This is a genomic window from Devosia sp. GW821-FHT12F11 (assembly GCF_058806655.1).
Window position 1 is genome coordinate 247,258 of record NZ_JBXAPX010000001.1, and the last position, 15,278, is coordinate 262,535.

Consider the following 15,278-nt stretch of genomic DNA (forward strand, 5'->3'; position numbering starts at 1 on the left):
ATTCGCAGCCGGGCGGTAGTGAGGCGTTGGTCGGGGGCGGATCAGCCCACCAGATCGAGCTTCTCCACCGGTGGCCCCGGGAAGGTCGAGAAGCCGGTGATCACTCCACCGCCCAGCAGCTCGTCCACCGCCCGTGCCGCCTGGTCGATGGCGGAGTGCGCATAGGCGTAGGCGCCCGAATCCGAGTTGGCGATGGCGATCCGGCCCCAGCCCTGGCGGGCCGCCGCGATGGGCAGCGTGCCGTCCGGCCAGTACGCATCCCAGGGCCGCATGTATTCGAGCGCGTAACCGTGGCTCCAGCGGTTGCAGGTGATCGCCTCGATATCGCGCGCCGCGTCGAAACTGGTGCCGGCAAGCGCCCGGCTCAGCATATCGCGGATATGCCGCTCCATCTCCTCGAAGGTGACGGTGGTGAGCAGCTGCCGCCCGGCCTGCGCCTGGTCGCGCGCCGAAACCCCAACCTCGCCGGTCACCACGACCTTGCTGAGGTGCAACACGATCGGATCATCGGGCGTGTCGGCGAACTTGTAGTCGCCGATCGACACCGGGAAATCCATCGACGCGCCATCGAAGAACAGCCCCGGCGCATCGAAGCCGGAAATGCCGGCCTCCTTGAAGGCTCGCCAGTTGTTGAGCAGCACGTTGGTGTAGATCAGCGGCACCTTGATCTGGTCGTTCAGCGCCTTGACCTGCTCGGCCGAAATCTCGTCGGTGAGGTAGGGGATCACCCGGTGCCAGCACGCCAGCACCACCTGTCTGGCGCTCACCGTCTTGAGCTTGCCGGCTTCGACATAGGTCACCGTGACACTCTCGGCCGATGCGGGATCGCCGTCATGCGCCACCTTCACCACGCTGGAATTGAGCCGCAGCCTGGTGTCGTTGGCCGCGTCATCAAGCGCCGCATAGTCGAGCTTGCCGGCGACCAGCTCCTCCATGCTCGACCCGGCCAGCGCCTTAGGGATAAGCTTGCGCACCAGCGCCCGCGCCACTCCGGCATTGCCGTCGGGGAAGTGGTAGATGTAGGGGTCGGGATCGGTGAGGGCGAGCCGCCCCGAGGGACTCATCGTCTTGTACGGCCGCTCGCCCAGGTCCATCCCGCCAAAGCCGGGGTTCCAGTTGCCCCAGGCATCGAGCGCCGTCGTTCCCTCGATGCCGATGCCGAAATAGCCGCCCGTCGATTCCTGGAAATAGGTGACGAGCTGCGGGTCGTAGCCGCAGATCTTCAGGAGGAAGTCCGCATAGGTAGTCTCGCTAAGCTGCTTGAGCTTTTCCTCGCGCGTCTTGCCGGCGAGGTAGTCCTTGGGCGCGTCGATCAGCTCGATCAGGTCGGCCTTGGCCTTGTCGTTGAGCGGCGTCAGCGGCACCCAGTCCGCCGCCGCCTCGGCTTCGGGCACGAATCTGTCAGCGCCGAACACCTCCTTGGCGAAGAACACCGCGCTGCCGAGGCCGCGCGCGTCCTCCCAGTCCTTGTCGTAATAGGTCTCGAACTTTTCGAGCTCGATGCCGATGTCTTTCAGCACCGCGTGCACCGCATCCGAGAAGTAGCTCGGGGTCTGCAGCGACTGGCTGCCACCATAGCCGATCACCGTCCGCCCGGCCGCCGTCACATACTCGTTACGCCGCGCATGGCCGCCGAAATCGTCGTTGTTCTCGACGATCAGCACCTTGCCCGGCTTGTGCTTCTGGTAGAGCTGCGCTGCGGCAAGCCCGGAAATGCCGCCGCCCACCACCACGAGGTCATAGCTCTCGCCGGTCGCCTCGGGCGTTCCGGCGCTCGACCAGAAGGTGCCGTCGCGCAGCGCGTGCCCGACGCTCATCGCCCCGTCGGAATGCCCGCGCAGGTTCTTCAGTTCCGGCGGATAGTTCGCCGTCAGCGCCGCCTGTGCCGCACCGGCGCCGAGGCCGAGCTGCGAGATCGCCACCCCGCCGATACCGAGCGCCACGCCATTGAGGAAATCGCGCCGGCTGATCGCCCGGTCCATGCCGAGCTGCCGGTCCCGTTCAGACCAATTTGCCATAATGAAAACTCCCGCCTGGCCGAAAGCATCCGGCCAGACGGGAGCGCTTGTCAATCAGACGGCAGGCGCATTTGGAGGAAATCGGCGACTTTTCCGGGTCGAAAAGCCCGACCAAATCAAGGCCTTAGCCGAGATCGACTTCGGTCGTATCGTCCTCGTGCCCCTCGCGGATCTCCTGCGCCGCGCGGCGGAGGATTTCCGCCACCCGACGGTCCTCTTCGGGGTCGCGCCGGATCGCCTCCTTGATCGCCTTCTTCAACGCCTTGCGCGCCTCGTTCACTTCCGGCGCCACGTCGTCGAGATCACGGTCGGGGCGGCCCGAGTAGCGTTCCGATCGTTCGGGCCGGTCGGCCCGGTCGGGCCGCTCGGGATGATCCGGGTGCGGCGGAGGACCGCCGCGATCGCCGAACCAGCCATGCCGGCCAAATTCCCGCCCCATGCCGCGAAATCGCTCGCGGAACTGCTCCGCCTCCCCCGGCGTGAACGGAAAGTCCTGGCTCGCCATGCGCTCCCGCAAATGCTCCATGCCCGAGCCCGCCTTGGCGAGGAAATCGAGCGTCGACTGGATCGCCTCGCGATTGTCGTTGAGGTGCGTCCGGCCTTCCTCGGTGATGGTGTAGAGCTTCTTGTTGCCCTCGGCGGCCGAGGTCACATACCCCGCCTCCTCGAGATAGGTCAGCGCCGGATAGACGATGCCGGGGCTCGGCGAATAAAAGCCCTTCGAATGCTCCTCGATCGCCTTGATCAGGTCGTAGCCGTGCCGCGGCTGCTGTTCGATCAGGAACAGCGCCACCAGCCTGAGGTCGCCCGAGGCCAGCATCCGTCCGATGCGGAAATTGCCCCCGAACCCACCCCAGTCGCCAGGGTTGATGTTGGCTTCGAAGTTGCCGAACTTGCGGAACCCGCGTCGCGCCATGGCTTCCATGCGCCGCCAGTTCCGGTCCCACCGGTGGTCGTGATCATGCATATCACATCTCCAAGATATATCTTACGATAGCCGAAAGATATGCCTCGGGTGCTGACGCTTCAAGATAGCTCTCAAGATATATCTTAGGTCAGCGATGTTGACGGGTGGTGGGCACATTGCATCCCAACCACAGTGTTACCCCGGCGAAGGCCGGGGCCCATCCCGAGGTGGCGCCCTTCACCGCTGGAGCCGAACCATCTCAGGATGGATCCCGGCCTGCGCCGGGATGACATCGGGTATTCGGGGTCCGACGACTTACTGGCTGATCGCCTGCACATAGCGCTCCGCCGAAGCCGCTACCCGCGACTTGGCATCCCGCGTCATCACCCGGTCCCACCAGCCGGCATAGATCCGGTCATAGGCAAATGGCTCGACCGTGCCGACGATGCGGTTCACCTCGCGTGCCGGCAGCGGGATCAGGTTGGGATAGGAGTACATGAAGCTCACCCAGCGGGTGTCCGGCACCACCATGATGGTATCGCCGGTCATCAGCACGCCCTTGCCGTCTTCGCCCGTCCAGTGCAGCGCGGTGGAGCCGACAAAATGCCCGCCGCAACGTACCAGCGTTACCCCCTGCCCGAGCTCCAGCGTCTCGCCGCTCCAGTAGTTCACGCGTTCCGACCGCCGCATCACATATTGCCGGTTCGCCTCGTGGATATGGATCGGCACGCCACCCAGCGCCTCCGACCAGTCGACCATCGAGGAATAGAAGTGCGGGTGCGAGATCGCCATCGCCCGCACCCCACCCAGCTCCTTGATCCGGGCCACAGCCTCGTCGGTGACCAGCGGCGTGCAATCCCACAGCACCCCGCCACCCGGTTGCTGGATCAGCAGCATGCGCTGCCCGATGGCGATCTGCGGCGTCGCCCCGATCCCCACCAGCCCCGGCTCCTGCTCCTTGAACTCGATCGTGTGCTTCTGCTGCAGCTCCGCCAGCGTCGTCCAGCGCTGCCCGGCGGCGGTCACATATTGCCGCTCGTCATCGCAGATAGCGCAGCGCGCGGGCGGCGCCTCAGACGGCGCATGGCCCACGCCACAGGTGACGCAGATGAAGGATTGCATCGGAACTCTCCGGTCGTTGTGGTGCTGCCGGGCGGTAATCTGGCGAATGCGCCGGGAAATGCAACCACGGCGCCTGCCCACACCCCTCCCCTACCCTCCCCTTCGAGGAGAGGGTGCCGGCCGGTGTGTCAGGCACAATCCCGCCCCAGCCACCACCTCCCCCTCGACGGGGGAGGCAAGCGCAGCTTGTGAGCGGAGCGAACTAGCGTAGCTCGGAGGGAGTGCGCCACTCGCGCAGACAGCGGCGCCTGGCTACTGCGCCACCAGTCCCTTCCACTGCTCCAGTTCGTCCAGCGTCTCGCCGGCCCCGGCCAGCGCGAACTGGTAGATATCGAAGCTGCCGACCATCACGCCGTAATAGCCCGGCCGCTCGCGCGCCTCGTGCTTGAGCCTGAGGATCAGGTCGCGGTCGCAGGCCGAGAGGTCGGCCCTGAGGTTGGCATCGCGCGCCTGGCGGACGGCGAAATCGAACGGCTCCCAGCCCCAGATGTCGCATTTCCAGGGGTTGCCGGCGTAATCGTTGAACTCGATGCCCCAATAGAGTCCGGCGCCGAGCGGGTGCGGCGCGACATAGTCGTTGAGGAAGCTCGCCTTGTGGAGCTGCAATCCCGCCCGATCGAACTGGATGGCGATATCGGCGGCGAGACCGGCCCATTCGGCCCAGCGTTCCGCCTCGCACGGCATGTGGATGTCGATATCGCGCCACACCATCAGGTCGTAGCCGGCACTGCCGGTCACCACCGCCTCGCCGAAACGGGCATTGAGCAGTTCGAGCAGGCCGGTTTCGACCAGCACGGTGCGGGCTTCCGCCCTGAGTTCCGCGGCGAGGTGCCGCCTCTCTTCCGCGTCCTGAAGAGCTGCGTCCATTCCAATTTCCCCATAGCGAGATCTTTGATCTCGCGTGCACAAAGACCGGAATACGGGGCATCCCAACCCCGGAATCAAAAGCCCGGCTCGTGAGCCGGGCTGAACTCTAGTCGCGCTCGTGCCCAAACTGTGGCACGGCTGGAGCGGGCGCAGGAAAAGTTGTGAGACTTTTCCGTTCGGCGCCCGCGACCACCTAGACGCGCTTCAACTGATTACTCAGCCTTGGGCTCGGTCGCGGCGGCTGCCTCGGCAGCAGCAGCGGCGGCGGCCTCGGCGGCGTCCTTCTCGGCGAGCTCCCGGGCCAGCGCCTCGGCGGCTGCGATCTTCTCGGCCTCGCGGGCGTTCTTGGCCTCGATGGCGGCTTCGCGCTCGCCGGCCTCGATCTTCTTGGTGCGGGCGCCCTGGTTCTCGAAAATACGGGCGGCCTTACCGCGACGATCGCGCAGGTAGTAGAGCTTGGCGCGACGGACCTTACCGCGCTTGATCACTTCGACGCGGTCGATATTGGGGGAGAGCACGGGGAACACGCGTTCCACGCCTTCGCCGTACGAAATCTTGCGCACGGTGAAGCTTTCCATGATGCCGGTGCCGGAGCGGGCGATGACGACGCCCTCATAGGCCTGCAGGCGTTCCTTGTCGCCTTCGCGGATCTTCACCCACACCTTGACGGTATCGCCGTGGGTAAATTCCGGATGGGCGCCCTTGGCGAGCAGCTTGTCGTGCTGCTCCTGATTGAGCTGTTCGATGATCTTGGACATCTGATGTTCCGTTCGTCTTTTTCAAAGGAGCGTTTCGCCGGCTTCACGCCGACCGCCCGGTCTTGGTTGCACGGATTTTTATGCATTATTGGCCGAGCCGAAGCTCAAGCGAGCGGGGCTATAAATCAAGAACGCCCGGGAGTCTAGGGTCAGCTCGTCTGGGGCTCGGTTCTAGGGTTTGCTCGACATCGCCGAAGCTGCCAGGTCATTCCCGCGCAAGCGGGAACCTCCGCTTGCGATGCTGGCCCCGGAAACGGCTATCCCCGCTTGCGCGGGGATGACCAGTTCCACTAGCGCTGCGAGAGGCTTAGAGCCAGCCGGCCAGCACGCCGATGCCGCCCAGCGCGAACACGCCGCCCGCCACCTGTGCAACGGTCTTGCCGTATTTGCCGACCAGCCTGGTCACGCCCATTGCCGCGCCGATGCCGGCTGCATGCAGTAGCGCCGTCGCCACGATAAAGCCCGCCGCATATTCGAAGCCCGAGGCATCGACCGGCATTTCGGCGCCATGCGCATGGCCGTGGAAGATCGCGAACACCCCGACCAGCGCCGAAGCCGCAACGACCGGCATCGGCCGGCCCAGCGCCGCGGCGCCGCCGATCACCACGCTCGACAGCGCAATGCCCAGTTCGACGAACGGCACGTCGATCTGGCCAAGGCCGAGCAGGAACCCGACCGCCATCATGGCCACGAAGCTCAGCGGCACCAGCCACAGCGCCTTGCCGCCCAGCACGTAGGCGAACACGCCCACGGCCACCATGGCGAGGATGTGGTCGATACCGCCGACCGGATGCATGAAGCCGTGGAGGAACCCCGAAGTATCGCCGTGCCCGGTATGGGCAAAGGCCGCCGTCGGAACGGCGATGAGCAGAAGGGCCAGAAGCGCGCGCATAAATATCTCCATCTCGGGACCCACCGTCCCGTAGCGTTTTTCATGTTCGATGGTCCCGGTTTGGGTCACCACCGGACGGCCGGTCTCCTGGCTCCGGGCACCTCTCACTCCACCTTCCCAGTCGCAAACCAGTGGCACGCTGAGTGAGAGTCAGGCCCGTTACAGTCGCGGGGGCGGCGCCGGCATCGGCCAATGGCCTACCGGCTTCCCGTTTCACGCCGCATCGTTCGAATGCAGCGCACCGTCGCCTTATCTCTGTCAGGTTCCACCGGTGAGTTCAATCGGCGGCCGCGCATTTGCCGCATGACGCAGTGCCCCCCGCTGCGCTAAAGGGTCTTGTCGTCCAACGGGGTCGTTGCCGGTGCTCAACGCGCGAAACATGGGAAGAGAGTTGCTGCACGCGCTTGTCGTGCTCGCTCTGGTTTTCCTCAGTTTCGCCCATGCCCCGGTGGTTGCTGCATCCGCCGGCCCCGACACCCTCACCGCCACGCTCGACATGAGCTATTGCGGCGACACCCCGGATGACCCCAAGGCGCACGCCCCCTGTCACGCCTGCCGCATTGGCGGCGCCGACCTGCCGCCGCCCTGCAACATCGCTATCCCGGTGGCAATGCTGGCAGATGTCGCCTATGGCGCCCTCCCCGCCTTGCACCTGCCGGCCGAGCCGCTCGGCACCGCCACCGCCCGCGGACCACCCGCCTCCGTCTGATCGATCGAACCCATTATCGATTGCCGCGCGCCAGCAACTGCCGCGGCCAACAGACGAGAGCTAGATGCACACCACGTCCCCTATCGCCGCATTCGCGGCTGCAACCCTCATGCTCGCGAGCCCGGCCTTCGCGCATGCGACGCTCACTCCGGCCAGCGCCGCCAACGGCGCCACCGTCAAGGTCGCCATCGCCATCCCGCATGGCTGCGACGGCGCCCCCACCGACACGGTCAGCGTCGTGCTGCCCGAGGGTTTCGTGTCGGCCAAGCCCATGGTGAAGGCCGGCTGGACGGTCGAGATCGCCAAAGGCGACTACCGGAACAGCTACCAGGTGCACGGCCAGCCGGTGACCTCCGGCGCCCTCGCGGTCACCTGGGCCGGCGGCTCGGTCCCCGATGACCAGTTCGATGAGTTCGCCATCCAGGGTTCGCTCCAGGGCTTTGACGCCGAGACCAGCCTGCCCTTCGTTGTGACGCAGAAATGCGGCGCCGCGTCCGTGGTCTGGGACCAGATCGCCGCCCCAGGCGAGAGTGCCCACGCCCTCGAGCATCCGGCTCCCACCCTCGCCGTCACCACGGCGGCTGCCGGCGAGCACGACCATGGCGCCATGAGCATGGCCGCTCCGGCCGCGGTCACCGTCGGCAATCTCGAGATCAGCGGCGGTTTTTCCCGCGCCACCCTCCCCAATGCGCCGGTCGGCGGCGGCTATCTCACCATCACCAACACGGGCGGCGAAGCCGATCGCCTGGTGAGCGCCGCCTCGCCGGTGGCCGGCGTGGTCCAGATCCATCAGATGAAGATGGAGGGCGACCTGATGAAGATGAACGAGGTGCCCGAAGGCGTCGAAATCCCGGCCGGCGAGACCGTCACCCTGGCGCCCGGCGGCCTCCACATCATGTTCATGCAGCTCACTGGGCCGCTGGTTGAGGGCACCACGATCCCGCTGACCCTCAGCTTCGAGAAAGCCGGCAGCGTCGAGGTGGAACTCAGCGTCGAGAGCCCGGCCGCCAAGGGTCCGGCCGAAGACCACTCGATGCACGGCGGCTGAGATGAACGCCTTTACCTCGCGACTGCGCCTCGCGCTCTGGGGTCTGGTGGCACTGGCGGCAGTAGCGGCAACGCTGCTGTTCTTCGTCACGCGCCCGACCCCTGAAAGCGGCGGCATCGGCGGCGGCAGCTATGCCCTCGTCGATCAACGCGGCAATCCGGTCGATCAGTCCATGCTGGTCGGCCAACCCTCGCTGCTGTTCTTCGGCTACACCCACTGCCCCGATGTCTGCCCGACCACCATGGGTGAGATGGCGGGCTGGTTCGCCGACCTCGGTGACGAGGCCGACACCCTGAAGGCCTTCTTCGTGACGGTCGATCCCGAGCGCGACACCCCCGAAATCCTCGATGGCTATGTCAGCTGGGTGTCCGACCGGGTCACCGGCGTCACCGGCAAGCCCGAAGAAGTCGCCAAGATGGTGAAGGCCTGGAAGGTGCTGGCCGAGAAGGTGCCGGGGCAAGGTTCGGATTACACCATGAACCACACCGCCTCGGTGTTCCTCGTCAATGCCGAGGGCGGTTTTGAAGGCACCATCGCCTACCAGGAAGCGACCTCGACGGCCCTCGCCAAGATCAGGAAGCTGCTCGGCAAGGCCGCCTGATCACTTCAGCAAATCCGGCCGGCGCGCCCGTGTGAGCTTCTCGCTCTCGGCGCGCCGCCACTTCTCGACCTTGCCGTGGTCGCCCGAGGTCAGCACGGCGGGAATCTCGCGCCCCTCGAACAGTTGCGGCCGGGTGTATTGCGGGTATTCCAAGAGCCCGTTCTCGAAACTCTCGTCGGCATGGCTTTCCGCCGCTCCCAGCACGCCGGGGAGCAGCCGCACCACCGCTTCGAGCAGCACCATGGCGGCGACTTCGCCGCCGGCCAGCACATAGTCGCCGATCGAGACTTCCTCGAGCCCACGCGCCTCGATCACCCGCTGGTCGATTCCCTCGAACCGCCCGCAGACGATCACCGCCCCCGGGCCCGCCGCGAGCTCGCGCACCCGCGCCTGGGTCAGCGGCGTGCCGCGCGGCGACATCAGTAGTCGCGGCCGGGCATCACCTTCTGGCGACACTGCATCGATCGCCTTGGCAAGGATATCGGGCTTCAGCACCATGCCGGCGCCGCCGCCCGACGGGGTATCGTCCACCGTCCGGTGCCGGTCGGTAGCAAAATCCCTCAGTTGCGTGGTCTCGAGGCGCCACAGCCCATCCGCCATGCCGCGGCCGATCACCGAGGCGCCGAGCGGCCCGGGAAACAGTTCCGGAAACAGTGTGATGATGTGAGCCGAAAAGCTCAATCGGGTTCTTCTTCGCCCGGTTCCGCCTCGATCGGCGGATCGATCAGGAGGTACCCTTCGGCGACCCGCACCTCCGGCACCACGGCCTTTGAGAACGGATAGAGATAGGTATCGCCCGAGCGGGGGTCGCGGATTTCGAGCAGGTCGCCGGCGCCGAAATTCGGCACCGCCATCACCTCGCCGATCTCCGAGCCGTCGGCCAGCCGGGCTTTCAGCCCGATCAGGTCGGCGTGGTAGAAATCGTCGTCGTCATCGGGGTCAGGCAGCAGCGCGCGGTCGACATAGAGCTCGACCCCGTTCAGCTTCTCCGCCGCGTTGCGGTCGTTGATCCCCTCGAGCCGCGCCACCAGCACATTGGTGGTGGTGCGAGCCGCGAGGATCTTGATCGTGAGGCCCGGCTTGTTGGTCGAAAGCGGGCCATAGGAAGCCAGCGCCAGCGGGTCCTCGGTAAAGGACTGGATACGCACTTCGCCCTTGATCCCATGGGCCGCGCCGATGCGGCCCATGAGGAGCTTGTTGTCGCCCGCTCGCGCCACGGCTTACTCGGACGCGGCTGCTTCGGCGGCCGGAGCCGGAGCGGCGTCAGCAGCGGCCTTGTCGGCGATCGCCTTGGCCTTGGCTTCGGCGCGCTCGGTCGCCTTCTTGCCCGGCACGGCCTTCTCGGGGTTGTTGCGCGCTTCGCGCTTCAAGAGGCCCGCGGCGTCGAAGAACCGCGCCACGCGGTCGGTCGGCTGGGCGCCGACGCTCAGCCAGTGCTGCACGCGCTCGGTCACGAGGGTGACGCGCTTGTCCTTGTCGGCGAGCTTGGGATCGTAGTTGCCGATCTTCTCGATGAAGCGGCCGTCACGCGGCGAACGGGCGTCGGCGACGACGACGTGGTAGTAGGGGCGCTTCTTGGTGCCGGCGCGGGCAAGGCGGAGTTTCAGCGACATTCTTCAGTCCTTCGTATGATCAGTCGTTAGCGGATATTCTGGTTACTTCTTCTTCGGCACGAAGCCGCCGCCGAGGCCGGGCAGGCCAGGGAAGCGCGGCGCGCCGCCAAGCCCGGGAAGCCCCGAGCCGGATTTGAGCAGCTGGCCGACATCGGTCGGCAGCTTGTTCTGGGTGAGTTGCTTGGGAGCTTCTGCTTGCTGCGGGATTGACGCCGGGTCGATGCCCATGCGCCGCGCCAGCTGCTCGAGTTCCTTGGGGTCCATGCTCGACGGGTCGGGCATATTGCCGAGCCCGGGCATCATGCCGCCCATCTTGCCGCCGAACATGCCGGCGAGCGAGCCCATGCCGCCCTTCGACACCTTCTTCATCATGTCCGCCATCTGGCGGTGCTGCTTCATCAGCTTGTTGACGTCTTCGACCTTGGTGCCCGAACCGTTGGCGATGCGGATGCGCCGCTTGGCGTTCAGCAGCTCCGGGTTCGCCCGCTCCGCCTTGGTCATCGAGTTGATGACGGCGATCTGCCGGTCGAACACCTTGTCATCGATATTGGCGCCCGCCATCGCCTTCTTCATCTGGTTCATGCCGGGCATCATGTTCATGAGCGAGCCCATGCCGCCCATCTTCTTCATCTGCAGCAACTGGTTGCGCAGGTCCTCGAGGTCGAAGGTGCCCTTCTTGAGCTTCTTGGCCATCTTGGCCGCGTCTTCGGCCGTGACGTTCTGTGCCGCTTTCTCGACCAGGCTGACGATGTCGCCCATGCCGAGGATACGGTCGGCGATGCGCGAGGGATGGAAGTCCTCGAGCGCATCCATCTTTTCGCCGGTACCGAGCAGCTTGATCGGCTTGCCCGTCGCCGCCCGCATCGACAGCGCCGCGCCGCCACGGCCATCGCCGTCGACACGGGTCAGAACGATACCGGTGATATCGACGCGCGCATCGAACGAGCGCGCCAGGTTCACCGCGTCCTGGCCGGTCAGCGAGTCAGCGACGAGCAGGATTTCGTGCGGATCGGTGGCGGCCTTCACCGCCGCCGTCTCTTCCATCAGCTCTTCATCGATATGCGTGCGACCCGCCGTATCGAGGATCAGCACGTCATAGCCGCCGAGCTTGCCCTCGCGCTGCGCGCGCCTGGCGATGTCGACCGGCTTCTCGTTGAGCTGGATCGGCAGCGTATCGACGCCGATCTGCTCGCCGAGCACGCGCAGCTGCTCCTTGGCCGCCGGACGGCGATCGTCGAGCGAGGCCATCAGGACCTTCTTGCCCTGACGCTCCTTCATGCGCTTGGCGAGCTTGGCCGAGAGCGTGGTCTTGCCCGCGCCCTGCAGGCCTACCATCAGCATGGTCATCGGCGGGGTGGTCGAGAAGTCGATCGGCACCTGGGTCTCGCCGAGCACCTTGACCAACTCGTCATGGACGATCTTGACCACCTGCTGGCCCGGCGTCACCGAGCGGGTGACCTCGGCGCCGACGGCGCGCTCGCGCACCTGCTCGACGAAAGCCTTCACCACTTCCAGGGAAACGTCGGCCTCGAGCAGCGCCCGGCGCACTTCGCGCAGCGCCGCATCCACGTCGCTCTCGTTGAGTGCGCCGCGGCCCCGAAGGCCCTCGAAGATTTTCCCAAGCCGGTCGCTAAGGCTTTCGAACATTTTGGTTCCTTTGGTTCCGCAGCATCCCTGCCTCGGACCCGGAGATAGGTAGTCCTGGTCTTATCCGCCATCCGGGGATGGCAATATCCGCGCAAACGCCAAACCCACCCGAGGGCGCATCGCGCTGTCGGGTGTTAGCCTCCGGGATCTCTTTATACCTTTGCGGGTCCCGGTCGGCAGTCAGGCGTTTGAACCTGATGAAGTGCGGCGGTCGATAGAGGGGAAATGCGGCCGAGTCAAGGAACGCGCTTGCCGCGCAGCCTGTGCATCAACGCTGGCAGCGGCGCCGACCGCCGGACCTTGCCGTTGCGCCTGACGCGAGATCCCACCGGCACACGCGGCGCGAGATGGTCGAGCGCCACCCGGTTGACCACGTCGAACGCAGCGTTTCGCAGCTTCTGCGCCATCTCCGGCTCGCTCTCGAGTAACCGGGCGTAATGGGCCTGCGGCAGCTCGGCGGCCAAGCTCGGCTTCAGTTCCTTCGGCCACCACGCCGCACTGTCGGCGACCCTCAGCCAGGCCGCCAGCAGCGGAAAGCGGGAGTTCCGCGCCTCCTTCTGCCCCGCCACAAAGTGCAGGAACGTCGGCTCCGCCAACCGTCGCATGCCGGCAAGCCCATACTGGCGCAGCAGCCGGCGCATCTGCTGCCAGTCGCCCGCGCTCGGTGCGTCCTCCGGCCAGCATTGCCTCGAGGGAAACGCCGAAGCGCGAAACATCAGGGCCCCGCCGGAGATGCTGTTATGCTGCTCGAACACTTGCCGCTCGTCCTCGAACGACAGGTTAGTGAGGTCGGGACCGGCGATCCCATCGGTCGACACCCACAGTGCCTGCGAATAGGCCCACTGCACCTGCGGCGCGTCAAACAGCACCCCCAGCCGCTCGAGATGGTCGGGCAGCATCAGGTCGTCGTCGGAGGCAAACGCCACCAACTCGCCGCGCGACTCCGCCATCGCGATATTGCGGTTGGCGTAGCCATAGCCTGGCGCCTTAGGCAGATCGAACCAGCGGACCCGCGGATCGTCGAACCGCTTCACCACCGCCGCCGTCTCCGGTAAGGCACCGTCCCCGACGACAAGCAGTTCGAAACTGCGCTCGGTTTGCCTCAGTACGGCCTCGATGGCAAAGCCGATGCTGTCGGGCCGATAGTGGGTCGGCATCAGCACAGTGAAGCGCGGCGTGCTCACCAGCCCTTGGCCCCGTCGAAGCTGAACGGGATCAGGTCGGTATCGAGCGGCAACCGGTACTTGTCGGGGTTGCTGTGGTCGTACTGGATGGTCGGATAGTTCACCACCAGCACCTCCTCAGTGCCGATATTATGGTCGGCATGCCAGACGAATTTCGGCACGTTCATCAGCCGCGGCCGATCGGCCGACAGCACCACTCGGCAAACCTTGCCATAGGTGCTGGATTCGGGGCGTGGATCGTAAAGCACGACCTCCATCTCGCCCTTCACCACGAAGTAGCGGTCCTCGTGCAGCTTGTGCAGGCCCCAGCCCTTAACCACGCCAGGCCGGATGGTGAACATGTACGAAAACACGATCGGGTCGGGGTGCCAGTTCCAGCGCGGATCGAACATCTCGGTCACGCTGCCGCGGTCATCCCGATGTGTCACCGATTCCCTGAACCTCATACCGTCCAGCAGCTTGGCAATCGGCGTGCCGTCGCGGACCGTCTCCTGATCCTGTCGAGCGCGCTCCAGCGTCAGCTCCAGCAGATTGGGCTCGCGAGCCGGTTCGATGGACATAAAATGCTCCCGAGTTGGTCGATCGATGAGCTAGCAGAGCGGCGCTGAGTCCGTCCACTGTCTCCTCAGCCGATCCGTTCGGCCCGCACTGCGACCATTCCCTGTCCCAGTTCGGTGTCGACGCGGAAGCCGACGCCCGCGAGGGCCGCCGCGGCCGTCATGGCGAAGCGGTCGGCGGTCCGGATCGTCGGCGCTTCCAGAACCAGCACCACCCGACCGCCCGGCTTGATGACGTCGCGGAGCTTGCTGGCCCAGCCGCGATCCTCGTGGCGCGGAAAATCGACGTTCACCGCAAAGGCAGCGTCCAGGGCGCCAAGATCGAGCGTTTCGAAATCGCTCTCGAACGCCGTCAGCCGCCCAACCCGCTCGTTCCGCTTGATGCACGCCGCGACCATCTTGCCCGAGCGGTCGACCGCGACGACATTTGCGCCCGCCGCCAGCACCAGCCCGGTGGCGATCCCGTGCCCGCAGCCGATCTCCAGCACCGCCTCGCCGGCCTTTGGGGCCAGCAGCTCCACCGCCCAGCGATGACGTCTCGCGATTTCCGCCAAGCGACTCCCCCTTCTCGTAGCCGCCCAGAACTAGCCCGGCCGAAGGTGACCTGAACATGGCCGTTGCCCGCTTTCCCCAGCAGCGCTACATCTCCGTCGGGTCCGCAGTTCACCCAGGCGTCGCCGCCCCATCCGGGGAGCTAAACCTGCTTCATCCCCGTGAGACGCACTTATCCCCGTGCCGCCTCGCAAGCCGGCGACCGCGACTCTCCCCAGGGAGATCGGCACGACGAGGATGAGTTGTGATGACCAGAACTGCTGTCCCCCTGCGGGTGGATGATCTTTCCCCCTTCGCCAAGACGCTCCGCCACGCGCTGACCCAGCACGAGGGCGTGCCGACCCATGTCGAACTGCTGAACCTCATCGCCAAGGCCGCGGGGTTCGCGAACTACCAGCATCTGCGCGCCGATGCCGGGACCGCCGGCCGGCTCGCTGCGGCTGCCGAGCCCGCGCCGCCCGCCGACCTCACCCAGGTCGAAAAGACAGCGCGCTATTTCGATGCCGAGGGCGTGCTGATGAGCTGGCCGGCACGGCTCAACCTCCAGACCCTCAGTCAATGGGTGTTCTGGTCGCGCATCCCGCCCGAGACGGTGTTTTCCGAGCGCGAGATCAGCGAGCTGATCCGCCATTGGCACGATTTCGGCGACCACGCCCTGATCCGCCGCGCCATGGTCGATGCGAAGATGCTCGAACGCACCGTCGATGGCCGCGAGTACCGGCGCATTGAACGCGCCCCGCCCGCGGAATTGAAACCGCTGCTGGCGCATCTGGCGGCACGGGCGGCGGCGTAAGCGCCGCGCC

17 protein-coding genes and 1 riboswitch are annotated in these 15,278 nt (G+C 66.0%); of the genes, 4 read left to right on the top strand and 13 right to left on the bottom strand.

Annotation, left to right across the window (positions count from 1 at the left end; translation table 11 throughout):
• Positions 1-41: 41 nt before the first annotated feature.
• The 6 genes from AC1ROK_RS01235 to AC1ROK_RS01260 form a co-directional block, all read right to left on the bottom strand.
• Positions 42-2,018 carry an NAD(P)-binding protein gene (locus tag AC1ROK_RS01235; RefSeq protein WP_492843033.1) on the bottom strand — a complete coding sequence of 659 codons (1,977 nt, stop codon included), beginning with the start codon at positions 2,016-2,018 and terminating at the stop codon, positions 42-44.
• Between the two features lie 124 nt (positions 2,019-2,142).
• Positions 2,143-2,985, bottom strand: a complete 843-nt coding sequence (locus AC1ROK_RS01240; RefSeq protein WP_492843035.1) for a PadR family transcriptional regulator — start codon at positions 2,983-2,985, stop codon at positions 2,143-2,145.
• Positions 2,986-3,240: 255 nt separating this feature from the next.
• Entirely contained in the window at positions 3,241-4,047 is an 807-nt protein-coding gene (locus AC1ROK_RS01245; protein WP_492843037.1) for an MBL fold metallo-hydrolase, read from the bottom strand.
• 252 nt (positions 4,048-4,299) lie between these two features.
• Positions 4,300-4,914, bottom strand: a complete 615-nt coding sequence (locus tag AC1ROK_RS01250; RefSeq protein ID WP_492843039.1) for a hypothetical protein — start codon at positions 4,912-4,914, stop codon at positions 4,300-4,302.
• 212 nt (positions 4,915-5,126) lie between these two features.
• A complete protein-coding gene (gene rplS, locus AC1ROK_RS01255) occupies positions 5,127-5,672 on the bottom strand; it encodes a 50S ribosomal protein L19 (RefSeq protein ID WP_492843041.1) in 546 nt (181 codons plus the stop codon).
• Between the two features lie 307 nt (positions 5,673-5,979).
• The gene (locus AC1ROK_RS01260; protein WP_492843043.1) at positions 5,980-6,564 is read right to left on the bottom strand and encodes a HupE/UreJ family protein; all 585 of its coding nucleotides are present in this window, start codon (positions 6,562-6,564) and stop codon (positions 5,980-5,982) included.
• 60 nt (positions 6,565-6,624) lie between these two features.
• Positions 6,625-6,825, bottom strand: a riboswitch (cobalamin riboswitch).
• A 130-nt stretch (positions 6,826-6,955) separates the two neighbouring features.
• Here AC1ROK_RS01260 and AC1ROK_RS01265 point away from each other — a divergent pair.
• The 3 genes from AC1ROK_RS01265 (at position 6,956) to AC1ROK_RS01275 (ending at position 8,922) form a co-directional block, all read left to right on the top strand.
• Complete coding sequence (locus AC1ROK_RS01265) at positions 6,956-7,273, top strand: hypothetical protein (RefSeq protein WP_492843045.1); 318 nt, start codon at positions 6,956-6,958, stop codon at positions 7,271-7,273.
• Between the two features lie 64 nt (positions 7,274-7,337).
• Positions 7,338-8,321, top strand: coding sequence for a copper chaperone PCu(A)C domain-containing protein (locus AC1ROK_RS01270; RefSeq protein ID WP_492843047.1), 984 nt, complete (start codon positions 7,338-7,340; stop codon positions 8,319-8,321).
• Position 8,322: 1 nt separating this feature from the next.
• Complete coding sequence (locus AC1ROK_RS01275; protein ID WP_492843049.1) at positions 8,323-8,922, top strand: SCO family protein; 600 nt, start codon at positions 8,323-8,325, stop codon at positions 8,920-8,922.
• Here AC1ROK_RS01275 and trmD read toward each other — a convergent pair whose 3' ends face one another.
• From trmD to AC1ROK_RS01310, 7 genes are all read right to left on the bottom strand, one after another.
• On the bottom strand, positions 8,923-9,603 hold the full coding sequence (trmD, locus tag AC1ROK_RS01280; protein ID WP_492843051.1) for a tRNA (guanosine(37)-N1)-methyltransferase TrmD: 681 nt from the start codon (positions 9,601-9,603) through the stop codon (positions 8,923-8,925). It abuts the gene before it with no gap.
• Positions 9,600-10,139, bottom strand: coding sequence for a ribosome maturation factor RimM (gene rimM / locus AC1ROK_RS01285; RefSeq protein ID WP_492843053.1), 540 nt, complete (start codon positions 10,137-10,139; stop codon positions 9,600-9,602). Before rimM ends, trmD begins: the two co-directional genes overlap by 4 nt.
• A gap of 3 nt (positions 10,140-10,142) precedes the next feature.
• A complete protein-coding gene (gene rpsP / locus AC1ROK_RS01290; protein WP_492843055.1) occupies positions 10,143-10,535 on the bottom strand; it encodes a 30S ribosomal protein S16 in 393 nt (130 codons plus the stop codon).
• Between the two features lie 42 nt (positions 10,536-10,577).
• Positions 10,578-12,182, bottom strand: a complete 1,605-nt coding sequence (gene ffh, locus AC1ROK_RS01295) for a signal recognition particle protein (protein WP_492843057.1) — start codon at positions 12,180-12,182, stop codon at positions 10,578-10,580.
• A gap of 236 nt (positions 12,183-12,418) precedes the next feature.
• Positions 12,419-13,366: a glycosyltransferase family 2 protein gene (locus AC1ROK_RS01300; protein WP_492843059.1), complete on the bottom strand. Its 948-nt coding sequence runs from the start codon at positions 13,364-13,366 to the stop codon at positions 12,419-12,421.
• On the bottom strand, positions 13,363-13,926 hold the full coding sequence (locus AC1ROK_RS01305) for a polysaccharide biosynthesis C-terminal domain-containing protein (protein ID WP_492843061.1): 564 nt from the start codon (positions 13,924-13,926) through the stop codon (positions 13,363-13,365). The genes AC1ROK_RS01300 and AC1ROK_RS01305 overlap by 4 nt, the downstream gene beginning before the upstream one ends.
• Positions 13,927-13,991: 65 nt before the next feature.
• Positions 13,992-14,477, bottom strand: a complete 486-nt coding sequence (locus tag AC1ROK_RS01310; protein WP_492843063.1) for a class I SAM-dependent methyltransferase — start codon at positions 14,475-14,477, stop codon at positions 13,992-13,994.
• A gap of 245 nt (positions 14,478-14,722) precedes the next feature.
• On the opposite strand from AC1ROK_RS01310, the gene AC1ROK_RS01315 reads away from it, so the two are divergent.
• On the top strand, positions 14,723-15,268 hold the full coding sequence (locus tag AC1ROK_RS01315; RefSeq protein ID WP_492843065.1) for a DUF2087 domain-containing protein: 546 nt from the start codon (positions 14,723-14,725) through the stop codon (positions 15,266-15,268).
• The last annotated feature ends 10 nt before the right edge of the window (positions 15,269-15,278 follow it).